A 22,481-nucleotide genomic window follows, 5' to 3' on the forward strand; every position below is an offset into this window, starting at 1 on the left:
TGCGCATGCTAGAAAAAATCATCATTCTCGATTTTGGATCTCAGTTTACACAGCTTATAGCACGTCGCGTTCGCGAACTTAATGTATACTGCGAAATCCATCCATTTAATCATATTCCTGAGTTAGATTCTACTGTAAAAGGAGTTATTTTATCAGGTAGCCCTTATTCTGTTCGTCAAGAAGATGCACCATTTGTTGATTTATCTACATTTACAGTCTATCCATTGTTAGCAGTTTGTTATGGCGCTCAGTTTATAGCACAACAAAGTGGAGGAGATGTTCAAGCATCAAATACAAGAGAATATGGTAGAGCAAATTTGAGCTTTGTAAATAATGCCAACAAGTTATTTAAAGGTATTAACATCGATTCTCAAGTTTGGATGAGTCATGGCGACACGATTAAAAATGTACCTGAGAATTTCGAAATTATTGCTAGTACATCAGAAGTAGAAGTAGCGGGTTATCAAGTAAAAGGTACTAATACCTATGCTATCCAATTTCACCCAGAAGTTACACACAGTACAGATGGTAAGGTATTATTAGAGAATTTCTTAGTAGATATTTGTGGTTGCTCACAAGATTGGACAGCAGATGCATTTGTTGAAACAACCATTGCAGAACTTAAAGCCAAATTGGGTAATGATAAAGTAGTTTTGGGTTTATCTGGCGGAGTTGATTCGAGTGTTGCCGCGATATTACTTCATAAAGCAATTGGTAAAAACTTGCACTGTATTTTTGTAGATAATGGCTTATTGAGAAAAGATGAGTTTGAGAGTGTGTTAGAGCAATACAAACACATGGGCTTAAACATTAAAGGCATTGACGCGAAAGACAGATTTTTAAGTCAGTTAGCGGGAGTAAAAGATCCAGAATTAAAACGTAAAGCGATTGGTCGAGTATTTATAGAGGTATTTGATGATGCGGCACACGAAGTACAAGATGTAGTTTGGTTAGCACAAGGAACAATTTATCCAGATATTATTGAATCAGTTTCTGTAAAAGGGCCATCAGCCACCATTAAATCTCACCATAATGTGGGTGGTTTGCCTGATTTTATGAAATTAAAGGTAGTCGAACCATTAAACACCTTGTTTAAAGACGAAGTAAGAAGAGTAGGAAAGACCTTAGGTATTGAAGGATTTATTTTAGGCCGTCATCCTTTCCCTGGTCCAGGCTTAGCAATTAGAATTTTAGGAGATGTAACTCCAGAGAAAGTTGCAATTTTGCAAGAAGCAGATGCTATTTATATAAACAATTTAAAGGAAGCTGGGTTATATGATAAAGTATGGCAAGCCGGTGCTATTTTCCTTCCAGTGCAATCTGTTGGAGTAATGGGCGATGAGCGAACCTACGAAAATGTAATCTGTCTTCGTGCAGTAGAATCGGTAGATGGAATGACTGCAGATTGGTGCCATTTACCTTATAACGTGCTCGCAAAGATTTCTAATGAAATTATTAATAAAGTAAAAGGAATTAACCGAGTTGTATATGATATTAGTTCGAAACCGCCAGCAACTATTGAGTGGGAATAAAATTTGGTTGATCATCTTTAGTGTTTGCCTAATCGCCTCTTGTTCACCAAAAGTAAACACTAGTGTAAGTAAACCAAATAAAGAGACCCCACCAGTTGTAAAAGTTGAAAAACCGGTAAAGAGATTTACTGAAGCCGATATATCGGTATTAATTCCTTTCAAGCTAAATCAAATTAATTTAGGGACAGCTACGAAAGCTCAAGTGCAAAGAGCTGATATGGCTATCGATTTTTATCAAGGTTTGAAGCTTGGAATAGATTCTGCTGCGGCTTTAGGCCTCAATTTTAAATTGAATGTTTTTGATACAAGAGATGATAATAGTCAATTATCCATTCTTCAAAAAAAGGGAAGTCTAAAAAATAGTAACCTTCTTATTGGTCCGGTTTTCCCAGAGGGAGTAAAGTACATGACCAACTATGCAATTGCAAATGATTTAGCAATCGTTTCGCCATTAGCAGCTTCAAAACCGAGCGACTTTGCCAATCCAAAACTGATTTCCATTGTAAATAATATAGATCAACATGGGGCTAAGATAGCCGACTATATAGCAGATCATTACCAAAGCAGCAATTCGATTGTGGTTTTAATTAATCCAAAGAAAACAACTGATGAACAGTTTGCTACACCCATCAAAAATCAGTTTAAATCGAAGTATCCATCATTTATTGTGCAAGAATTTACATCAGCTTATGCCTTTGAAACTAGAATGATTAAAGGGAAGCGATATGCTGTAGTAGTTTGCTCATCAGAAATGTCTTTTGTAAAACCCAGCATTGATAAATTGTATAAGTTAAAGAACCTAAAAACGGTTGGCTATGATATTAGCCTTTTTGGTCATCCAAATTGGATAAAACAAACATATAACTTAGATCAATTACAAGGCTTAAATACCATCATCAGTACCTCTTATAAGATCGATTATAAAAGTTCGGCAGTAATTAATTTCATTAAGAAGTATCGTGCTCAATTTAACTTCGAACCAAGTGAATATTCTTTTAAAGGATTTGATATAGGATTTTATTTTGGCAAGCTATTAGCAAAACATGGCGCAGATTACCTTGACTATTTAACTAAAGAAAAATATAAGGGTTTGCATAATTCATTCGAGTTTGGTTTTAATCCGCAGTATGGATATGTTAACAAAGATTTAATGCTAGTGCAGTATAAAAATCTTAATTTGAACATAGTTGAATAATAAACAAATATGAGGGTAGAACATCAGGTAAGGGCATTTGAACAGGTGTTAAAAAGTTACGATGGGGTATTGCCACTGCATCGACACTTATTTACCTATTTTAAGCAAAACAAGCAAATGGGCTCCTCTGATAGGAGATGGGCAGCTCGTTATGTGTATAGCTTTTTTAGATTGGGCAAGGCATTAAGTAAACTCAATGATTTAGAAAGGTTAGCTATTGCTGATTTTTTATGTCACTATACCACAAGCCTGGTTGTTTCAACCTACCTTCCAAACCTAGAAGAATTCATTTCTAAATCGGTTAACGACAAAATAGCCTTAATTCAAAAGCATTACCCGGCATTTAAGTTAGAAGACGTTTTCCCTTTTAAGGCTGAACTTTCAAAAGGAATTAATAAAGATGACTTTTATCCAGCGTTTTTTGTACAGCCAGATTTATTTATCAGGGTTAAGGAAACGCACATTCAAGCTGTGGTTAATCAATTAACAACGAATGATGTTCCAGTTAAAGAGATTTCTTCAACAACTTTAGCTTTACCTAACGGAACAAAACTAGAGCAGGTAATTAACGATCCTAGATTATACCAAATTCAAGATTTATCATCACAACAAACAGGTGCGTATTATGAGCCTAAGAAATATGATTACTGGTGGGATTGCTGTGCTGCATCTGGCGGAAAATCATTGCTATTGCATAGCTTAGAACCTAATTTAGAACTTTTAGTAAGTGATGTAAGAGAGAATAGTTTGGCAAACCTGCAAGAACGTTTCCAGCTCTCTGGAATTAAAAAATACCATTTAAAAGTTATTGACTTGTTGCAAAATAACGATCAGATTTTACACCATTACGAGTTTGATGGCATTTTGTTAGATGCTCCTTGTTCGGGTTCTGGAACTTGGAGGCGTACACCAGAAATGTTGTATTACTTCGAAAACTATAAAATCGAGAATTATGTAAAGCTGCAGAAAGCAATTGCAGCAAATATAGTAAAGTATCTTAAAAAAGATAAGCCCTTAATTTATATGACCTGCTCTGTCTTTAAGGCAGAAAATGAAGATGTAGTTAAGTATCTAGTAGAGAATCTTGATTTGAAACTAGAGAAAATGGAATTACTAAAAGGCTATACAGATAATGCGGATAGTATGTTTGTTGCTCGATTGATAAAGCAGTAATAAACAATTAGCTAGTGATGCCAATGTTTAAGCTTCTCTTTCAAATGCCTTATGGCTTCAAAAAGAATGGCTATTGCGCCAATGATAACCGTAAATTGCTCAAAACTGTTCATTACAAATGCACTACTACTATAAGACTAATATACTAAATATTTGTTACAAACCCAAATAGTTCTAGGTAAACATAATTATAACTTTTCTCGTCAACCTGAATTCGTTAGTCTCATTTTTTTTTGAGAATATGCAATTCAGTGAAATACTTTTTTACTAAAAAACATTTGGCTTTATCGTCCTTTCGAGCGTAGCCGAGAACCACGTTGTGCTCAGCGAAGCTAAATCTTTTAACTTTTCAATAAATATAGGTTCAAAGGTTTCTCCATTTCGCTGTGCTCCAGTCGAAAGGACGGATTGTTATTTACGTTTGATAGAAAGGGTTCATTTCTTCTAATCCAGCATCGCTCTATTATAAAGACCCAAAAATGAATTTGGAGTGACGAGAAAAGTTTAATAATTACAAACCTGTATTAGTTCTAAATAATTTGATGGCAATAGCCAATAGAATAATGCCAAAAGCCTTCCTAAGGATGTTTAATCCGGTTTTGCCGAAAAGCTTTTCTAATTTATCTGTATTCTTTAATACAAAGTAAACGAAGATCATATTTAAGATAATACCTACAATAATATTCTGAGTGGCATACTCTGTTTTCAGGGAAAGTAAAGTAGTCATGGTTCCTGCACCTGCAATTAATGGGAAAGCGAGAGGCACAATAGATACCGTTTCTGGGGCTTCTTCTTTAAAGATAGTTAAGCCTAAAACCATTTCCATAGCTAGGGCAAAAATTACAAAAGATCCCGCAATCGCAAAAGATTGAACATCTACACCAATAATGCTTAATAGGGTTTTGCCCGCAAATAAGAAGACAATCATTAATGCTGTAGCTACAATAGCCGCCTTTTCAGATTGAATATGTCCAGCCTTTTTACGCAATTCAATTACAATAGGAATAGATCCTAAAATATCGATAATGGCAAAAAGTACCATTGTAGTAGATAGAATTTGACTGAAATCGAATTGTAAATGTTCCATAATCGTGATGGTTTGAAACAAATGTAAGAGTTATGTTTAGATATTAATCTGAGTTGGATTATAATAATTGTTTTTATTGGAGTTGCCGTCATTGCGAGGCACGAAGCAATGACGATTTAGCGATGCAATAACCTACAAAACAATCATTTTTTATCAAAAAAATAGTTGAAGGTTAATGTATGAATTGTATAAAAACAAAAAAAGCCACCTCAATTTAATGAGATGGCTCCAATAAGGATTAGCTATTTTTTATCTCGCTTGGATATTTTTCGCAGTGGCAATTCTATAGCCGTAAATTAATACATGCACTACCGCAAAAACTAAAGAGAAGTAGTATAAACCTACATCAGCTTTAACCGTTGCATCCGTTTCCATTGCTTGCAATGATAAATGGTGGTGTAACACTGCTACAATAATTAATAATGCAGCTAAAATTAAACCTACATAAGATACTACTTTATTGCTTTTTACTAAGGTTGCAACTTTATTATCAGATAATGCACTGTTTTTGATACCGTAGAATAAGTAGATGTTAATACCAATAATCATCCATACCAATAAACGTACCCAAGTATCTAATGGTAAGAATACCATCATACCTAAACATACCAATACACCTAAAATTGGAATAAGTGGTACCAAAGGAACTTTAAATGCTCTAGGCAATTCTGGCATACGTTTTCTTAAAATTACCACACCAATACATACTAAGATAAATGCGAATAAGGTACCAATACTTGTCATTTCACCAACCACACGAGCCGGAACAAAAGCAGCGAACAAACTCACAAATACCATAAACAATAAATTGCTTTTTGATGGTGTGCCGAATTTATTATGTACGCTAGAGAATACTTTAGGAATTAATCCATCTTTACTCATTGAGAAGAATACTCTTGATTGACCCATTAACATTACCATGATTACTGAAGCATAACCACCTAGAATAGCTAGAATAATTGCTTTGTTTAACCAAGGATATGCAGGAGTTACAACACCAGCAGCATTTTTCATACCCATGTTATCAATTGCAACCGCAACTGGAGCAATACCATCCTGACCTTTAAATAAGTCGTAGTTAGCAACACCCGTCATTACGTGAGCAAATAAGATATAAAGAATAGTACAAATGAATAGAGAAACTAAAATACCAATTGGCATATCTTTTTTAGGATTTTTAGCTTCCTGCGCTGCAGTAGAAACGGCATCAAAACCGATATAAGCAAAAAATACAATTGCAGCAGCTCTAATTACACCACCCCATCCATTAGTGAAGAACCCTTCATGACCAGGTTTATCAGCAGGAATAAAGTAAGGAGAATAGTTATCTGCATTGATATATTTCCATCCTAAGAAGATGAAAATTAATACAATTACAACTTTAACACCTACAATTAAGCCGTTGATCATTGCAGATTCTTTAGTTCCTTTAATTAGGATTAAAGACATTAATACCACAATAAATACAGCTGGTAGGTTAAACATACCTGATACCGTTGTGCCGTCAGCCAATACTGCAGTGTCAAATGGCGACATTACGACCTGTGCGGGTAGATGTACATTAAAGTAATCGAGGAATTTGACAAGATACCTGCTCCAGCTAATCGCAACTGTAGCGGCACCAACAGCATATTCAAGTACCAAATCCCATCCAATAATCCAAGCGATAAATTCGCCCATGGTAGCATAAGAGTACGTATACGCACTACCAGCAACTGGGATCATTGATGCGAACTCTGCATAGCATAAACCAGCAAAAGCACAACCAATAGCTGCAATAACAAATGAAATGGTAATTGCAGGACCAGCATTATTTGCTGCCGCAGAACCAGTAATAGAGAATAAACCAGCACCAATAATAGCACCAATACCCAAAGCTACCAGATTTACCGGGCCAAGGGTCCGCTTCAGTGTGCCTTCTCCGCTCTCTTCTGCTTCTTTTGTAAGTAAGTCAATCGACTTTCTAAAATTCATAGTTTAAGGTTTAGTTAAAGTGTTTCGATAAAGTTTTCAGTTTTATTAAAATTAGTTTCAAACCTAAATAAAAATTAGGTAAAAATAAAGGGGATTTTTATTCAAACCCCCTTTATTTGGTAACAATTATGCGTAAACTAAGGACGACTTAGTGTATCAATGTTATTTTTTAAGGTATCTACTTTTATATTACCCAAAGAATCCACCGTTTTTCTTACTTGAATTTCTTTTCTAATTTCCATTGGTGCTGCGCTTGATGCGTTGATTGCGATATAAGGTGCAATTACCAAAGAAACGATAGACATTAATTTGATCAAGATATTCATTGATGGACCTGAAGTATCTTTAAATGGATCACCAACTGTATCACCAGTTACAGAAGCCTTGTGTGGCTCTGATTTTTTGTAATGCATTTCGCCATTAATTGATACTCCTTTTTCGAATGATTTTTTTGCATTGTCCCAAGCACCACCAGCGTTTGATTGGAAGATACCCATCAACACACCTGATACCGTAACACCAGCTAATAAACCACCTAATATCTCAGCAGAGCTGACCGCAGGGAAAACACCTTTAAATCCAAAACCAACCAATATTGGAACCAATAAAGCAATTGCTCCTGGTAACATCATTTCTCTGATGGATGCTTTGGTAGAAATCGCAACGCATTTTTCATATTCTGGTTTCGCTTTGTACTCCATAATACCTGGAATTTCACGGAATTGACGACGAACCTCTTGTACCATATCCATTGCGGCTTTACCTACTGCTGCAATACACAATGCCGAGAAGATGAAAGGAATCATAGCACCAACAAACAAACCAGCTAATACCGGCGCTTTGTAAATATCGATTGCTGAAATACCAGCAACACCCACAAAAGCAGCAAATAAAGCTAAGGAAGTTAAAGCAGCAGAAGCAATCGCAAATCCTTTACCTGTTGCTGCGGTTGTATTACCCACTGCATCTAAGTTATCAGTACGTTCACGTACTTCTGGAGGTAACTGACTCATTTCAGCAATACCACCTGCATTATCTGCAATCGGACCAAATGCATCAATTGCTAACTGCATTGCAGTCGTGGCCATCATACCCGCTGCGGCAATTGCCACTCCATATAATCCCGCAAATGAATAGGAACAAATAATACCACCTGCTAACACCAAAATTGGCGCAACCGTAGATTTCATTCCTACCGATAAACCACCAATAATATTGGTAGCGTGACCAGTACCTGATTGTTGAATAATTGAATTAACCGGACCTTTACCCATTGCAGTATAGTATTCGGTAATGATGCTCATTAAAGTACCTACTACTAAACCCACAATAATTGCCCAAAATACATCGATGCTACTAAAATCTACACCTCTTAAATGTAAGGTAGCTGGCAACATTGCTTTCACAATAAAGAAAGAAGCAATACCTGTTAATACAATAGAACCCCAGTTACCTAAGTTTAAAGCAGTTTGTACATTAGAATTTTCGCCTTTAATGCGAACAAACCAAGTACCTACAATAGAAAATATAATTCCCAATCCGCAAATTACCATTGGCAATAAAACAGGAGAGAAACCACCTAAACCATCTGTATAGATTCCATTTAATTTTTCAACAACAATCTCTTGTCCCAAAACCATGGTAGCTAAAATAGTAGCTACATAAGAACCAAATAAATCGGCACCCATACCAGCCACATCACCCACGTTATCACCCACGTTATCTGCAATTGTTGCAGGGTTACGCACATCATCTTCTGGAATACCAGCCTCAACTTTACCCACTAAGTCAGCGCCTACATCGGCAGCTTTAGTATAAATACCCCCGCCTACACGAGCAAATAAAGCGATAGATTCAGCACCTAAAGAGAAACCTGTTAACACTTCAATGGCAGTTTTCATTTCAACGCTGTTAGGTGCAATTACATGGAAGATCTGTAAGAAAACAATAAATAAACCACCTAAACCCAATACTGCTAAACCAGCAACACCAAGTCCCATTACTGTACCACCTGTAAAACTTACTTTTAGCGCTTGTTTTAAACTGGTTCTAGCCGCTTGTGTAGTACGCACGTTTGCTTTTGTAGCGGCTTTCATGCCAATGTATCCTGCAGTTGCAGAAAAAACGGCACCTATAATAAAAGCAACAGCAATAATCCAGCTAGAGTGCATGGCTACACCATTTACTTCATGTATAGTACCCGAGTACGCTAAAATAACAGCAGTAAAAGCAACAAAGATGCTTAATACTTTCCATTCTGCTTTTAAAAAGGCCATTGCACCATCGGCAATGTAGCCAGCAAGTTCTTGCATATTTGCCTCACCTGCATCTTGTTTGTTTACCCACGCACTTTTCACAGCCATAACCAGAATACCGATTAGGCCCAATAGAGGGATGGAATAAATTAAATTGTTTTGTAGAAAATCCATAGTTAAATTTTATATGTTGGTTGTTTAGTTAAGATTCTTTGTCCTTATCTCACTTGTTAAAAATAAATAAACAGATGAAATAAAAATAATACATGGTTTGCAAAAATAAGCGTGTTTAGCTAATAACCAAATTTTTATGAAAATGATTGTTAACATTTTTTCTTTTTAAGCAATAATGTCAAGTCATCATCGTTCCTCACTATTTTTATTCTATTTTATTTCATATATATTAGCCCTAACTAAACCAAACTTATAAACTAGTGGAACTTATCATGAAGTTATTCGCTCATGATCCCATTTAAAAACTAAAAACTAATGGACAACCAAAAAGAAGAAGGATCTTTTAAGAGGGAACTCGGCCTATTTGACGGCACAATGCTTGTGGTAGGCTCAATGATTGGCTCAGGGATATTTATTGTAAGCTCAGAAATGACCCGCTATGTAGGGTCTGCAGGCTGGTTAATTTTAATTTGGGTATTAACCGCTGTCATCACCATGATTGCAGCCGTAAGTTATGGCGAATTAAGCGCTATGTTTCCAAAAGCTGGTGGTCAGTATGTGTATTTAAAAGAAGCCTACAATAAACTAATTGCGTTTTTATACGGATGGAGCTTCTTCGCCGTGATCCAAACCGGAACAATTGCAGCAGTAGGGGTGGCCTTTTCTAAATTCGCCGCCTATTTGTACGAACCCTTAAGCGATAAAAATATCCTATACGAGGTAGGCTCATTTCAATTAAATGCAGCACAATTGGTTTCGATCGTTACCATTGTAATTTTAACCTTTATTAATAGTAGAGGAGTGAAAAATGGCAAGATGTTGCAAACCTTCTTAACTATTATTAAAATACTTTCACTATTTGGCTTAATAATATTTGGTTTTGCTTTGGCAGCTAAAGCAGAGATTTGGAATGCTAATTGGGCCAATGCTTGGGATTCTAAAATGTTCAATGCAGATTCAAATGCTTGGGTAAGTATTAGTGGAGGAGCTTTAATGTCGGGCATTGTGGCTGCTATGGTAGGTTCTCTATTTAGTAGCGATGCCTGGAATGGTGTAACCTTTATTGCTGGTGAAATTAGAAACCCACAACGTAATGTAGGTTTAAGTTTATTCTTAGGAACGCTGATTGTAAGTATCATTTACATTTTAGCCAACTTAATGTATGTAGCTGTTGTACCTATCGACGAAATTGCACATGCGCCATCAGATCGTGTTGCTATTGTTGCCGCACAATATATTTTTGGTAATACGGGTACCATTATTATTGCTGTAATGATTATGGTGTCTACATTTGCTTGTAACAACGGTTTAATTATGGCAGGTGCAAGGGTATATTACACCATGGCAAAAGATGGTCTGTTCTTTCAAAAAGCAAGTCACTTAAACAAATTTAATGTGCCAGCATGGGCTTTATGGGCGCAGGGGATTTGGGCATCGTTATTATGTTTGACAGGCAAATATGGTGCCTTGCTAGATTTTGTGATCATCATTGTATTGATATTTTATATCCTAACCATTTATGGAATCTTTATCTTAAGAAAGAAAATGCCAAATGCAGAACGTCCTTACAAAGCTTTCGGATATCCAGTATTACCATTCTTATATATTCTGGCAGCATCAGCTATCTCTATCGGACTATTAATTACCAAAACAAGCACTTGCGGTTGGGGCGTAGTAATCATGTTAATCGGGATCCCAGTATATTACTTTACAAAAAACAAAACGGATTAGGATTAAATGATTAAAACATTAGTTTGATTAAGTCATATCGTTACAAAGGAGCAATTATTTGCTCCTTTTTCATGTTCTAAATAATTCGAAAAGCAAGTACAGTAAAGTAAGCCCTGATATACTGTCCAATCTTTTTGTGCTTCGACAAGCTCAGCATGATAAAAAGTATCATTTCCTTTCGTATTGATAGTACGAATAACAACTTATTCCATCGGTTATCAATGGATGATGCAAGCTTGAGTACTGGTTCTAAAATTATTATATCTTGCATGTTATTAAACCAAACCTAAAAGCAGATAACTTTTCAAGATAAACAAGACAAGATATGCCTCATACAGACTGATATTCGGTGCGAGATATAATTCTACCACTATATAGAATAAATAAAGAATGATTACTTATAAACGAACCAAGATTTTAGACAAGTACTTTGCCATTGACATTTTTGAATGTCCCATTGCTATTATACAATTTGCAGCAACTTTGGGTGCTAAGCATGTAACCATAGAGAATTACAGACATTATAGAAACCCAAATTCATTAAAAATTCTAATGAAGAACAATGATGGAATAATTGAACCAAAACTGAAGCAGTTTTTAGCGGATTTTCAAATTAGCAATGCAGACTTTATTTCATTACTAAATATTTGGGACACACAAGGTTGTTATGCGATTTTTCATGAAGGGGACAGCATCAAATTTAAAGCAACAGACCTAAACGAATTTTCAAGATATAAGGCGCTTGATAATTTTAAGTGGACATTAGAAATGGCTATCCCTGATAGTGCGTCTGACGGTTGGGGACAACTTGTATCACCGAATGTGGATATAATAGACAAAATTGAAAACTATATACAAGCACTAAGCTAAAAAGCAGTTTTTCTACTAAACAAATACATAGATATTTGTCCCTCAAAAACATTTAGCGTCTTATAGAACGAAGTTAAGCACACTACAAAGTTAACTCTAATAACTAGCACAAAAGATGGCAGTAATTGGTAAAAGATACACTGTAAAATGACAAATACGAAAGATATACTTCAAAGCCTAACTCAGCACCACCAATTGGCAATTAGAGTGAGTACGAATACTAGTGGGCAATTGCCAGAGGAAGTTTATCAACAACTGCTAAAACCGCACAGAAAAGCGCATTATTTTTTCATGTTTATTACCAAAGGACAAGCCACCCATTCGATTGACTTGCAGGAAACAACTATTGAAGGCGGGCAATTGCTTTTTGTTTTACCACACCAAATTCATGTATTACCAACAAAGCAAACCGATGTAGAATGCTTTAAATTAAGTTTTGATAAAACCTGCTTATCATTGCTGCCAAAACCATTCTTGTTTTTAATCAACCCACTCAATACACAGATTATCAAAGTTAACCAAGAAGCAAAACAACGAGTAGAAACCATTTTCGAAATGTTGTCGCAACTTCTTCAACTAAAAAATAACAATACCGATTTGGTACTTGCAAACCTTAATACATTGCTAACCGAATTTAATCAAGCATATTTTGAAAACACCAAACAAGATAGTTCAACAAAAAGTAGTATTTCAAAGTTTGTTCAATTTAAATCCATCGTTGAAACCGAACTAACCGCACATTATAGTATTCAGGCAATTGCCGAAAAATTAGCCTTAACAAGCAACAGTTTATACTACATCGTAAAAAATTACGCTGGCGTATCACCCAAAGAATTTATCACCAATCGTTTAGTTTTAGAAGCACAAAGGAAGTTATACTATTCAGAAACATCGGTAAAAGAATTAGCTTATGAACTAGGTTTTTCAGATCCGGATTATTTTTCAAAACTCTTTAAAAAGAATACCGGAAAAAGCATTACCGAATTTGTAGAACAGGTTAAGGATTTGTCGGGCAATTAAAGAGAATTGACCAACTCATTTAAAAATAGGATAGCGACTTTTGGTTCACCACTTAAAAAAATTAGAACTATGAAGATCGCTTTAGTTACAGGAGCAAATAGAGGTATTGGTTTTGAAACTGCAAAACAGTTAGCACAGCTCGGACACTTTGTGTACATAGGTTGTAGAGACAAAATTTTAGGCCAACGAGCTGTTATTCAACTTCACGAATTGGGGCTAACAAAAACGGCAGTGCTAGAAATAGACGTGACCAAAATAGACACTATTGTAGAAGCTAAAAAACTGATTGAAACAACATCAGATAGACTTGATATTTTAGTAAATAATGCAGGTATTTTGGGAATAGTTCCACAACCGGCGGCTACAACTTCGGTTGACGAGCTTAGGCGAATTTTCGACACGAATTTTTTCGGAACGATACAAGTAACTCAAGAATTTATTCCTTTATTAGAAAGATCCGAAGGAGGAAGAATAGTCAATGTTACAAGCGATCTTTCATCGCTCACACTTCATAATGACCCCGCTTGGAAATTTTACCATTTTAAATCGGCAGGTTATAGCATTTCTAAAACAGCACTAAATGGCTATACTATTATGTTAGCCTACGTACTTAAAGAAACGAATATAAAAGTAAACACAGTAAACCCAGGGCACACTGCTACAGATTTTAATCAATATCGTGGCGAAAAAACACCAGATCAATCTGCAAAGGTAATTGTAAAATATGCAACCATTGATAATGAAGAAGAAAGTGGTAAATTCTTTAGTGAAGATGGAGAAATGCCTTGGTAAAAACAACAAACTGTTAATTATCAGTTTCCATCAGAAGATTTACCTGCACTGGTTGAAACTTAAGTTAACCTTTGTATCCATCAAGATTAAAGGAAAAATCAATAAGGGTTAATCTACACTCGGCTATCAAGAGGTAAGGAAAGCTGTAGTATAGAGAAATAAACATACAATTATTTTTACTCGTTGTAAATCAACAAATTAAATCGTAAGTTTAAACAAATTAACCCTCAAAAACCAAATATTGAAAACGTTTCTCCTCCTCTGCATCAGTAGCTTGCTATTGTTTAGTGCACCACCAAGCAAAACCAGTACCCTCCATTTTAGCGGAACAGTAGCTACCTGTTATGGAAACTCACCATGCAAAGCCTGTTCTAATTGTTCGGGTTGTAAATACTGTAACAACGGTGGCACTTGTGGCATTTGTGCCAAGGCTAAAACAACGAAGCCAAATACCTTAACTTCCGACAAAAGTTCCGCAAATAAAACAAGTGTCTATGTTGGACAATGTAAAGCACTCACCAAAAAAGGAGCGAGGTGTAAAAGAAGCGCTAACAGTAATGGGTATTGCTGGCAACATGGGAAGTAGAAATGGGTGTTAGAAGTAGTAAATACTATTAACAAGAAAGTGCTTACATCTTATAAAAGACATATGAAAATTGCTAGTTTATGTGGACAAAAACACTTGCAAAAAAGACCTAGGTATTAGTTTTTTCATGTTGTTTAAACTGAAAGACACTCAAATTAATTGTATCCTTATGTAATCTAAAATAACTCCACTCAAATACAGTGGAGTTACTAAAATAAAGAGTTTAAGTTTATTTTTTAGACTTAGTATTATTAATTCTCTCCTTCTCAACAATAAACCTGTCGAATAACTTTAAGAAAGCATCAGAATCCTTTGGATTTAATCTTTCAATCTTCCAGTATGTTTCTCTTCTCTGCCGATCAGGAGACTTAATTGCACTTTTTGGAGTTGAATAATGAATTACTCCAATTTTATATAGCTTACTGTGTGCCTTTGCATCAAATTCAGGATTGAAAGAAAAATTAATATCAGAAATTTCTTTGCTATAATAGCGATAAAGAGAGTCGGGTTCTTGTTCTCCTTTAAGTTTGTTTTCAAATTTCTCGATTTCAATTTCTTTTGTTTTTGGATTTATCTCTATTTTATCTGGTTTCCCTAAATCTAGTTTAAAGAAAGCGTAATCATTGAAGTTTAATCCATTAAACTTTAGAAAATCATCATGGTTGAAAACTTTCCACTTGTTGGATGTGGATAGCATCAAGCCATCGTTTTCTCCTTTTTTAAAAAAATAATACTGATATGATTTAACTCCAGTTGTATCATCAAGATATATGTCAGTATTTAGAGAAGTGCCTTCTGCGTTGCTCGTTATAACTGTAGTTTTATACATTATATGATCCTTATAATAAGCAATATCAATGCTATTTTTACTTCGAAAATTTTACCAGATTCAAAAGAGAAGCCGTATGATGTAAAATTTATTACAGAAACTCTACTAATTTCTTTAACATTTGGCTTTTGTGAATAAGTTCCTATTGAACATAAAGTAAACATTAAAAGTATGATTAGTTTTTTCATTGTTATACTAAGTAAAGCCACTCTATCTGAGTGGCTTTATTGGGTATATTATTTGAACTTTATCTGAGATATAAACTTAACATCACTAATCTATCTAATTAAAGAGATGCTGTCGGTTTGCTCTATAATTTTGAATCAAGCACCTCTTTTTCATATTTGTTAAATATTTTCTCATATTTCTCTACATTTTTATCCTTTACTTTATTTATTTCATAAAATATTTCTGTTCTTGGTATTTCAGGGTTGGAAATGCCTGAACCTTTAGAAATGGAGTTAAAAACAAATATGGTTTTAAATAGTTTACTTTTCTTCTGCTCATCTAATCTTTTGGAAAATGAAAAGTCAAAGTCCATTAGGTCACTATCATAGTAACGATAAATGGTATCGAGATTGGATTGATGTACAGCAAATGCTTCCACTATCACCTTTCCTTTTTTTTGCACATAAGTAGGCTTACCTAAATCAGTATCAAAATGTTTCAAATCAGCAGGACCAATCAATAAGTCAGATAAAAGACTATCTACTGAAAAATAAGTACCTTTTTCGGTTTCAAATGTCTCCAAATTATATTTCAACCCATATTTTTCGCCCTTTCTTGTAACAAAAAAACGATATAATGTATCAGCTCCAACAACTTTATCATTAATCACCTGCCCGTTTTTATCTAAGATATTTTTCAAATGAAGTTTGATGTAAAGGCAAACGTATATTTTAAGATTTTTTTTGAATACAATCTTAAATGAATTATTAATATTACGAATAGCTTTGTCTTTCATAGCATAAACTTCACCACTTGAGGTCAATTCTAATATTTTGATCTTGTTTTGTCTTTTGTTCTTTATGCCACAGCTAATTAAAATTGAAAACAAAAAACATATTACATATTGCTTCATTTGGAAAAATTATTGTTTAACAAAATATATGTCCCAACTACCGATGGAGTTAAACATCTGAGATCTTACGGATGGCGGAGTAACATCTCCTACTGGACTAGGTTTATATTTTACTTGATACTCAACATCTACTAATTTCTTTAACATTTTGCTCTTGCGAAGAAGTTTCTATTGAACATACTGTAGACATTAAAAGTATGATTTGTTTTTTCATGTTATACTAAGTAAAGCTACTCTATCTGAGTAGCTTTTATATTTCAAGGCTATGTTAATTCCCTGAAATTATATCCTTTACAATCTGCTTTCCGTAAAATGCTGCTTCTGCAGGCAGCCATTCTCCATTGCTTTTTTTATATAAATCCGTTACATCTGTATATAATGAAACTGGTTTCTCAAATTCAACATAAACTTTTTTAACCTTAACTTTATTTTCCCACTTCGTGTTTATTAAAGTTTTTTCTTCAAAATAGATAAATATCCCTTGAATTTCACCTAGTTTTTTACCTCTAACAAAGTCGTATGATTTTACTCTTAATTTCAAATTAGCTAGGAGGTATTAAGCGCTCTATGCTGAAATTTTGTCTTTTTATTTACAAAATAATCTTTCAGATACTTAGAGGTATCCTGAACAGTTTGCTGAGTAGTTTGATAATTATCTTTTAAGTTAAATGAACTTTTCAAGTTTAGGATAATGTAGATGCTAAGTATAGCAACAATAAATAATTTTGTCATAATTTTAGTTGCAAGGTTGCTATTTAAGATTACCGACTTGTAGGCTTATATTAATTTGAAAAAAGCCACCCATGAAAGTGACTTTTTTTCTTTTTGAATTAGTTGAAATTTATTTGAAGTTGATTTTGCTAATTTATATCCTTTACAATCTGCTTTCCGTAAAAGGCGGCTTCTGCGGGTAACCATTCTCCATTACTTTTATTATACAAATCGGTTACATCAGTATATAAAGAAACTGGTTTTTCAAATTCAATATACATTGCCTTTACTGTAATCTGTTTTTCCATTTTAGTGCTTACTAATGCTTTGCTTTCAAAATAGATTATTATTCCCTTTCTTTCACCTACTTTTTTTAGGTTTCTTACAGGAGTGTATGATTTTATGGTTAATTTCAATCTTGCTAGGAGGTGTTTTAACTCTTTGTGCTGAAATTTCGCCTTGTTATTAACAAAATAATCTAGATATTTAGATGTATCCTGTACAGTTTGTTCATTAGTTTGGTAATTGAGTTTAAGATTAGTTGAACCGTTTAGATTTAAGATAGTGTAGATGCTAAGTATAGCAACAATAAATAATTTTGTCATAATTTTAGTTACATGGGGTTACAGTATAAGAAGTTACTCCGTTAATTGTTTGTTTGGTATAGTGTAGTGCTTTCCAATTGCCATTAGAATCCCTTTTTAAGAGCGTAGCTCCTCCCATGGCCAAGCTCATTAATTTGGTAGTTGCATATTCATTGGCAGCTATTTCTGCTGCAACTCTTTCGGTTGGTGTACCATTACGTCTTGGATCAACATCATAAGCTTCCTGACCCCAGTCCTGAAATTGGTTCCCAAGAGTCCCTTTACCTTTTTTAAAGTCCCCTGTGTAATCGCCATTTTGGTCTTTTGCAAGCGTACTACTCATAGGGTAGTTAATTAAAAATTGGTTCATCAAAGTAGTATTATTAATAACAATGGCATAACTCGCCGATGGGCTAAATGTATAATCTGTAGCTAATTTTCCATTAGATTGTATAGCTAATAAGCCAGCTTGATAGAAATCGAAAGGAGAAGGTTGAGGAAACCCACCCTCAGGATGATCATGTCCTATAGCAATTGTATTAGAATTGGTCGAAGTGCTAGCTTCAAGCTCGGCTTCTTCAATAGGCGTTGAGGCAGTAATTGTCCCAGCATTATCATCTACCCTAAACGCAGCTTCTATATTGTTGGTTGAGCTATTTAAAACAGAAGAAACAGCATTAGCAAATGAAGTATTTCCTGCTGTCATGGCATTTGCCTTGGTTGCTGCCGCAGTTTTTGACGTAGTACAACCATCGTCTTCTTGCTCAGTGCCAGTATCGCAATCATTGCAACCTTCGTGCTCGCATTCTGGATTGGTAAAGTTAACAGGATCTTCGCAATCAACCTCCTCTGGATCATCTGGACAAACCGTATATAACCAAGTTTGAAATGTGATTACAGGGTCGCTACAGTAGTAAGGAATAGGATCATCACCCAAAAAATAACAAAATATTTCATAATCGAATTCATACCAATCTGCGCATCCAGGTTCACCTTCATAACCTGGGCGTTCAGATACAGTTCTGTCTGTGCTGGCGGACTTGTTGAGTTTAAGTGATGGAGATGATTTTGAAGATTTTTTTAAGCTAATTGCTTTTCCGTTTATAATTCGCAGCCTGCTTACGGTTACATCATCCCATGTTTTATATACAAGGAAACCATTAAAATCAGAATCTAGGTGATCGATCTTATTATGGCTAATATCTCCATTATGCCTTTGTAGATAGTCTTTGTCAGGAATAAATGAAACAATCCTTTGATCGATTTTCCCTTTTTTATCCTTGAAAATAATCAATCGATTGAAACTAGCCTTTATTATTTCAGGATCTATTTTCATATCTTTTGGTCCGAATAACGTTACAATTTTCCTGTTATAAGATAAAGGTACTTCAACAAATTCATATAAGGCTGTTTTACCAAGGGATGCCCGAGTCCACAAAGGTGTTTTTTGATTTGGTTTTCTTTCCCTCTCCTTTATAGAGGACAACTTGTTAGCCACTCTATATGAGACCTGGTTACCAGCCTTAGGTAGAAGTACATCGTTAAAATAGCTTTTTGCCCATTGAGCTTCAGGCTTCATTTCGGGAATATTTGGCATTTCCTTTCGACAGGAATAGATGCCAATGGAAAGCATAAAGATTGCCATGCTAACAATGTACGGATTTTTGTTTTTAATCATAGGTTTTAGTTTTTAGGGTTAATAAATGTTTTGATTTTACATTTTGCTTAATAGCCTCAATCCTTTCTGAAGGGATCTTGATTGGCATTGTGAGTATAATGTGGCGCCAATGGGCAGCTTGCTTGTATTGCTGATGTTTGAGATAAAAATTAAAGAGCGCTTCTTTTGTTAGAAACTTATTAGGAACCATATAAACAGCTTTCAGAAATGCATTTTCGGCCTCTTTCCTCATTCCTATGTCATCGTAAAGCCTTGCCATTTCTAAATAGGAAACGTGATTAGTATACCGTTTAAGAATTTCTTTTAGCAGAAATATCTTTTTACCAGTGTTGTTAGGCCCAAGCACACCATTGTAGTTCTGAAGAAATTCTACATTGTTATGAAACTCCTCATACAGATTTTCGTATATTTTTTGGCTTTCTAAAATGTATCCAGTTGAAGACAGAATCTTTGCCTGCTCCCATTTTTTGTAATTGTTGATGTTTTTAAGCTCAAAGTAATAATGATTAGTAGCGTATATTACAGTAACAGTTAGTGCAACAACGACTTTAAACTTTCTGAAGTTTGCTAGAAACAAATAAGACAAGATAAATACAAGCATTATTTTAAAAGGACCATGCTCAAATACATGGGTAAATAGTGCTGCAATACAAATTACAAGTAATAGCGCTAACAGCAGTTTTAAAAGTTCATCATCTGGATTATCTTTTAAGCGATAGTAGGAGATTCGGACTAAGAAATAAATGGAAATAAATAAAGAACTTGCCCCAATAATCCCTGTTTCAACAATGAGCTCCCAATAATCGTTAAAAGCATAAAATGAATTGTCGGCTAAAAGAAATTCCTTTTGAGTATAGTTTCCCGTTTGGAAATACATGCCTTGATATAAACCATATTCTCTTTGAAAATTACCCCAACCAATTCCTGAAATTGGATGTTCAATAAACATGTTCCAAGAAATTTTATAGATGAGCAATCTACCTAAGCTTGAATCACTTTTTAGAAAAATAGCAACGACTATTGTTGCAACCAATACAAAAAGTAAGGAGAGACCAATTGTTTTTTTGTTTATGGCTACCTTTTCAAAAGAGAATAACAGAAAAATGACGCCTAACAACGCACCAACAATAAATGCCCTATTTAACATCATTATACATACAGCAAGTACTAAATAAAGTAAAGTAAGGCTTATTGCGAACGAATAATGCTTTAAGTATTCCTTAATCATTAGCTTGTGATAAGGGATTTAACTGGATCGAGGTAAAACATTTTCATCCAGCCTTGAGACTCTTTTCCACTATAATACTTCACAATAGGGAAGAAAGAAAATATAGAGAAATGTAGATGATATGGTGAACTAATTGCGTTACCGGAATTACCAACTATCCCTATATGCTGCCGTTTCTTAATAAAAGAAAAGGAATGCTTTTCTTGGGTGTTGAGATGAGCGAAATAATATATTCTTAATTTTGGGCCCAGGATATAAAGGTAATTTCCTCCATTTTCACTATAACCAGCTGAGAGTATAAAGCCATTAATAGGGCTTAGTATTTCAGTTTTGTGTTTAGCAAATATATCGATCCCTTTATGAACTTTAGATTTTCCCCAAGGAGTACACCAATAGCTCTTGCTATCCCAACTCTTTATATTGGCGCCAACAACTGGTATGAATAGCTCTTTTTTTTGTCCAATAATATTTACATAAGAAACGCCACAAATAGTTAGTAAAATCAACGAAAGAAACAAGAGCTTGATTTTTTTATATTTTGTGGTAATCGGCATATAAGTTGTATTTCGAATTAAACTCAAGTTAAGTATTATCTAATTTTTGTTTTCTAGTCTTTTAGGGGGGTAACGGTGCAATCATCTAGAAGCACAAAGTGCCCAACATAGTGCGTATGCGAAGGAGTTGCTTTGGCGACTGTGATAATCTCATTGTTTTAATCAAAAGAAGAAGATTTCTCCGCTGCGGTCGAAATGACGATACTTCTTCTTGTTTACGTCATACCAACTTGATTGGTTATCGTAATGCTGCACTCGGTCTAAAACGTAACGCTTTACGATTAGCTACGCTGAGCACTGCGTGGTTCCCGTTTTCACGGGAATGACGCAATGAGCACACGAAGCAGAATCGAGTTAAGCCTCTGCACAAGTTAGAGAACAAATAACCAAAAAATGAGTAAGGGGCAGACAGCCACCTTACATCATCACATACGATTAACTACTGCACCATTCTAGAAATAATATCAGAATCTGCCATTTGACCTTTTCTGCCCACGGCAGTGATACGACCATATAAACGCGTACCACTTTTTAAACCCTTAAAAGTAAACTGACAAGAACTGCAAGGTTGAGTTTTCCATTGACTATCTGCTGTAGGCAATTCATCCGTATATTGGAAATTATAACTCAACGCACCCTTTACGGCTTTGCAGCAGAAAATCATTTCCCCTGGGTTAGCGCCATCGCTCATCGAAAAATCTATTGGATTTTCTATGGCACTGCTCCCTTCACCTTCTTTCGCAATATCAAAACCACTACTAATTAACTGAGCTTTATCGCCATTAGCTTGAGAAGAAATATCCAATGCCATTTGGCGCATATCGGAGATTAAAGTTAGTCTTGTTTGATTTTTTAAGGCAATCTGTTGACGATCACCCGTAGCTGCTTTATTGAGCGCTAAATTGAACGCAGTTACATTCGAAGTAAGTTGCGCCAAAGAGGGCGTGGTAGTGGGGAAATAAGCATTGTTGGTTAATGCATCTACAATGTTTTGTGCTTTCAAGTTCAATTGTGCATCCGATAGCTTCGAATAGCTTAAAATTAATTTTGCAATTTTCATGTTTTTCATATTAAGGTAGGGGTGTATTCCCCTAAGCCGATACCAAAGTAAATAAGAGGATGTGATTGCACAACATACTGATGCATAATGCATTACTATTAATACCATTTTAATCAATTCGTTTAAAATCAGTATATATTGGGTATAAATAGTCAAAATTTGTTGTTTATGTATTATTCCTATACCATTCGCTACAAAACCAGTTTAATTTGATCAAAACCCTGTAGTTAAAGTACATTTCGATACAGAAATTTAGGTTTTCCTATTGAGAAATGTCAATTTCCTATTACGCAATTGACATTTCCTATCACGCAAAGGACTTTTCCCGTCATGCAAAGGGCTTTTCCTATCACGCAATTGACATTTC

Annotated in this window: 20 protein-coding genes; 8 read left to right on the top strand and 12 right to left on the bottom strand. The window is 34.9% G+C overall.

Going from position 1 to position 22,481, the window contains the following annotated elements; all coding sequences use genetic code 11:
* Window positions 1-5: 5 nt before the first annotated feature.
* From guaA to HQN85_RS11850, 3 genes are read left to right on the top strand one after another with little or no spacing between them, the layout of a single operon-like run.
* The gene (gene guaA / locus HQN85_RS11840; protein ID WP_173272388.1) at window positions 6-1,532 is read left to right on the top strand and encodes a glutamine-hydrolyzing GMP synthase; all 1,527 of its coding nucleotides are present in this window, start codon (window positions 6-8) and stop codon (window positions 1,530-1,532) included.
* Window positions 1,489-2,727: an ABC transporter substrate-binding protein gene (locus tag HQN85_RS11845; RefSeq protein WP_173272390.1), complete on the top strand. Its 1,239-nt coding sequence runs from the start codon at window positions 1,489-1,491 to the stop codon at window positions 2,725-2,727. Before guaA ends, HQN85_RS11845 begins: the two co-directional genes overlap by 44 nt.
* Window positions 2,728-2,736: 9 nt before the next feature.
* Window positions 2,737-3,900, top strand: coding sequence for an RsmB/NOP family class I SAM-dependent RNA methyltransferase (locus HQN85_RS11850; protein ID WP_173272392.1), 1,164 nt, complete (start codon window positions 2,737-2,739; stop codon window positions 3,898-3,900).
* A gap of 511 nt (window positions 3,901-4,411) precedes the next feature.
* Here HQN85_RS11850 and HQN85_RS11855 read toward each other — a convergent pair.
* From HQN85_RS11855 to HQN85_RS11865, 3 genes are all read right to left on the bottom strand, one after another.
* Entirely contained in the window at window positions 4,412-4,987 is a 576-nt protein-coding gene (locus HQN85_RS11855) for a MarC family protein (protein ID WP_173272394.1), read from the bottom strand.
* Window positions 4,988-5,236: 249 nt separating this feature from the next.
* Complete coding sequence (locus HQN85_RS11860; protein WP_173272396.1) at window positions 5,237-6,961, bottom strand: amino acid permease; 1,725 nt, start codon at window positions 6,959-6,961, stop codon at window positions 5,237-5,239.
* Between the two features lie 137 nt (window positions 6,962-7,098).
* On the bottom strand, window positions 7,099-9,390 hold the full coding sequence (locus HQN85_RS11865; RefSeq protein WP_173272397.1) for a sodium-translocating pyrophosphatase: 2,292 nt from the start codon (window positions 9,388-9,390) through the stop codon (window positions 7,099-7,101).
* 315 nt (window positions 9,391-9,705) lie between these two features.
* On the opposite strand from HQN85_RS11865, the gene HQN85_RS11870 reads away from it, so the two are divergent.
* From HQN85_RS11870 to HQN85_RS15930, 5 genes are all read left to right on the top strand, one after another.
* Entirely contained in the window at window positions 9,706-11,121 is a 1,416-nt protein-coding gene (locus tag HQN85_RS11870) for an APC family permease (RefSeq protein ID WP_173272399.1), read from the top strand.
* A 390-nt stretch (window positions 11,122-11,511) separates the two neighbouring features.
* Window positions 11,512-11,991, top strand: coding sequence for a hypothetical protein (locus tag HQN85_RS11875; protein ID WP_173272401.1), 480 nt, complete (start codon window positions 11,512-11,514; stop codon window positions 11,989-11,991).
* Window positions 11,992-12,138: 147 nt separating this feature from the next.
* Window positions 12,139-13,011 (top strand): AraC family transcriptional regulator, encoded by an 873-nt coding sequence (locus HQN85_RS11880; protein WP_173272403.1) that lies wholly within the window; start codon window positions 12,139-12,141, stop codon window positions 13,009-13,011.
* Between the two features lie 69 nt (window positions 13,012-13,080).
* Window positions 13,081-13,803 carry an SDR family oxidoreductase gene (locus tag HQN85_RS11885; protein ID WP_173272405.1) on the top strand — a complete coding sequence of 241 codons (723 nt, stop codon included), beginning with the start codon at window positions 13,081-13,083 and terminating at the stop codon, window positions 13,801-13,803.
* A 280-nt stretch (window positions 13,804-14,083) separates the two neighbouring features.
* A complete protein-coding gene (locus tag HQN85_RS15930) occupies window positions 14,084-14,389 on the top strand; it encodes a DUF5763 domain-containing protein (RefSeq protein ID WP_394353092.1) in 306 nt (101 codons plus the stop codon).
* Between the two features lie 229 nt (window positions 14,390-14,618).
* Here HQN85_RS15930 and HQN85_RS11890 read toward each other — a convergent pair whose 3' ends face one another.
* From HQN85_RS11890 to HQN85_RS11930, 9 genes are all read right to left on the bottom strand, one after another.
* Complete coding sequence (locus HQN85_RS11890; RefSeq protein ID WP_173272407.1) at window positions 14,619-15,218, bottom strand: hypothetical protein; 600 nt, start codon at window positions 15,216-15,218, stop codon at window positions 14,619-14,621.
* Window positions 15,219-15,528: 310 nt separating this feature from the next.
* Entirely contained in the window at window positions 15,529-16,299 is a 771-nt protein-coding gene (locus HQN85_RS11895) for a hypothetical protein (protein ID WP_173272409.1), read from the bottom strand.
* Window positions 16,300-16,567: 268 nt separating this feature from the next.
* Complete coding sequence (locus HQN85_RS11900) at window positions 16,568-16,840, bottom strand: hypothetical protein (RefSeq protein ID WP_173272411.1); 273 nt, start codon at window positions 16,838-16,840, stop codon at window positions 16,568-16,570.
* 5 nt (window positions 16,841-16,845) lie between these two features.
* Entirely contained in the window at window positions 16,846-17,031 is a 186-nt protein-coding gene (locus HQN85_RS11905) for a hypothetical protein (protein ID WP_173272413.1), read from the bottom strand.
* Window positions 17,032-17,159: 128 nt separating this feature from the next.
* Complete coding sequence (locus tag HQN85_RS11910) at window positions 17,160-17,615, bottom strand: hypothetical protein (protein ID WP_173272416.1); 456 nt, start codon at window positions 17,613-17,615, stop codon at window positions 17,160-17,162.
* Window positions 17,616-17,619: 4 nt separating this feature from the next.
* Window positions 17,620-19,272 (bottom strand): hypothetical protein, encoded by a 1,653-nt coding sequence (locus HQN85_RS11915; RefSeq protein ID WP_173272418.1) that lies wholly within the window; start codon window positions 19,270-19,272, stop codon window positions 17,620-17,622.
* Window positions 19,265-20,500 (bottom strand): O-antigen ligase family protein, encoded by a 1,236-nt coding sequence (locus tag HQN85_RS11920; protein ID WP_173272420.1) that lies wholly within the window; start codon window positions 20,498-20,500, stop codon window positions 19,265-19,267. Before HQN85_RS11920 ends, HQN85_RS11915 begins: the two co-directional genes overlap by 8 nt.
* Window positions 20,500-21,054, bottom strand: coding sequence for a M23 family metallopeptidase (locus HQN85_RS11925; RefSeq protein ID WP_173272422.1), 555 nt, complete (start codon window positions 21,052-21,054; stop codon window positions 20,500-20,502). The genes HQN85_RS11920 and HQN85_RS11925 overlap by 1 nt, the downstream gene beginning before the upstream one ends.
* Window positions 21,055-21,493: 439 nt before the next feature.
* Window positions 21,494-22,114: a hypothetical protein gene (locus tag HQN85_RS11930; protein ID WP_173272424.1), complete on the bottom strand. Its 621-nt coding sequence runs from the start codon at window positions 22,112-22,114 to the stop codon at window positions 21,494-21,496.
* Between the last annotated feature and the right edge of the window lie 367 nt (window positions 22,115-22,481).

This window comes from Pedobacter boryungensis (assembly GCF_013204825.1).
GTDB classification, from domain to species: domain Bacteria; phylum Bacteroidota; class Bacteroidia; order Sphingobacteriales; family Sphingobacteriaceae; genus Pedobacter; species Pedobacter boryungensis.

Bases quoted from the DNA above. Each gene is read 5' to 3' on its own strand.
- guaA (WP_173272388.1), top strand. From the start codon at position 6: ATGCTAGAAAAAATCATCATTCTCGATTTTGGATCTCAGTTTACACAG.
- HQN85_RS11845 (WP_173272390.1), top strand. From the start codon at position 1,489: ATGATATTAGTTCGAAACCGCCAGCAACTATTGAGTGGGAATAAAATT.
- HQN85_RS11850 (WP_173272392.1), top strand. From the start codon at position 2,737: ATGAGGGTAGAACATCAGGTAAGGGCATTTGAACAGGTGTTAAAAAGT.
- HQN85_RS11855 (WP_173272394.1), bottom strand. From the start codon at position 4,987: ATGGAACATTTACAATTCGATTTCAGTCAAATTCTATCTACTACAATG.
- HQN85_RS11860 (WP_173272396.1), bottom strand. From the start codon at position 6,961: ATGAATTTTAGAAAGTCGATTGACTTACTTACAAAAGAAGCAGAAGAG.
- HQN85_RS11865 (WP_173272397.1), bottom strand. From the start codon at position 9,390: ATGGATTTTCTACAAAACAATTTAATTTATTCCATCCCTCTATTGGGC.
- HQN85_RS11870 (WP_173272399.1), top strand. From the start codon at position 9,706: ATGGACAACCAAAAAGAAGAAGGATCTTTTAAGAGGGAACTCGGCCTA.
- HQN85_RS11875 (WP_173272401.1), top strand. From the start codon at position 11,512: ATGATTACTTATAAACGAACCAAGATTTTAGACAAGTACTTTGCCATT.
- HQN85_RS11880 (WP_173272403.1), top strand. From the start codon at position 12,139: ATGACAAATACGAAAGATATACTTCAAAGCCTAACTCAGCACCACCAA.
- HQN85_RS11885 (WP_173272405.1), top strand. From the start codon at position 13,081: ATGAAGATCGCTTTAGTTACAGGAGCAAATAGAGGTATTGGTTTTGAA.
- HQN85_RS11890 (WP_173272407.1), bottom strand. From the start codon at position 15,218: ATGTATAAAACTACAGTTATAACGAGCAACGCAGAAGGCACTTCTCTA.
- HQN85_RS11895 (WP_173272409.1), bottom strand. From the start codon at position 16,299: ATGAAGCAATATGTAATATGTTTTTTGTTTTCAATTTTAATTAGCTGT.
- HQN85_RS11905 (WP_173272413.1), bottom strand. From the start codon at position 17,031: ATGACAAAATTATTTATTGTTGCTATACTTAGCATCTACATTATCCTA.
- HQN85_RS11910 (WP_173272416.1), bottom strand. From the start codon at position 17,615: ATGACAAAATTATTTATTGTTGCTATACTTAGCATCTACACTATCTTA.
- HQN85_RS11915 (WP_173272418.1), bottom strand. From the start codon at position 19,272: ATGATTAAAAACAAAAATCCGTACATTGTTAGCATGGCAATCTTTATG.
- HQN85_RS11920 (WP_173272420.1), bottom strand. From the start codon at position 20,500: ATGATTAAGGAATACTTAAAGCATTATTCGTTCGCAATAAGCCTTACT.
- HQN85_RS11925 (WP_173272422.1), bottom strand. From the start codon at position 21,054: ATGCCGATTACCACAAAATATAAAAAAATCAAGCTCTTGTTTCTTTCG.
- HQN85_RS11930 (WP_173272424.1), bottom strand. From the start codon at position 22,114: ATGAAAATTGCAAAATTAATTTTAAGCTATTCGAAGCTATCGGATGCA.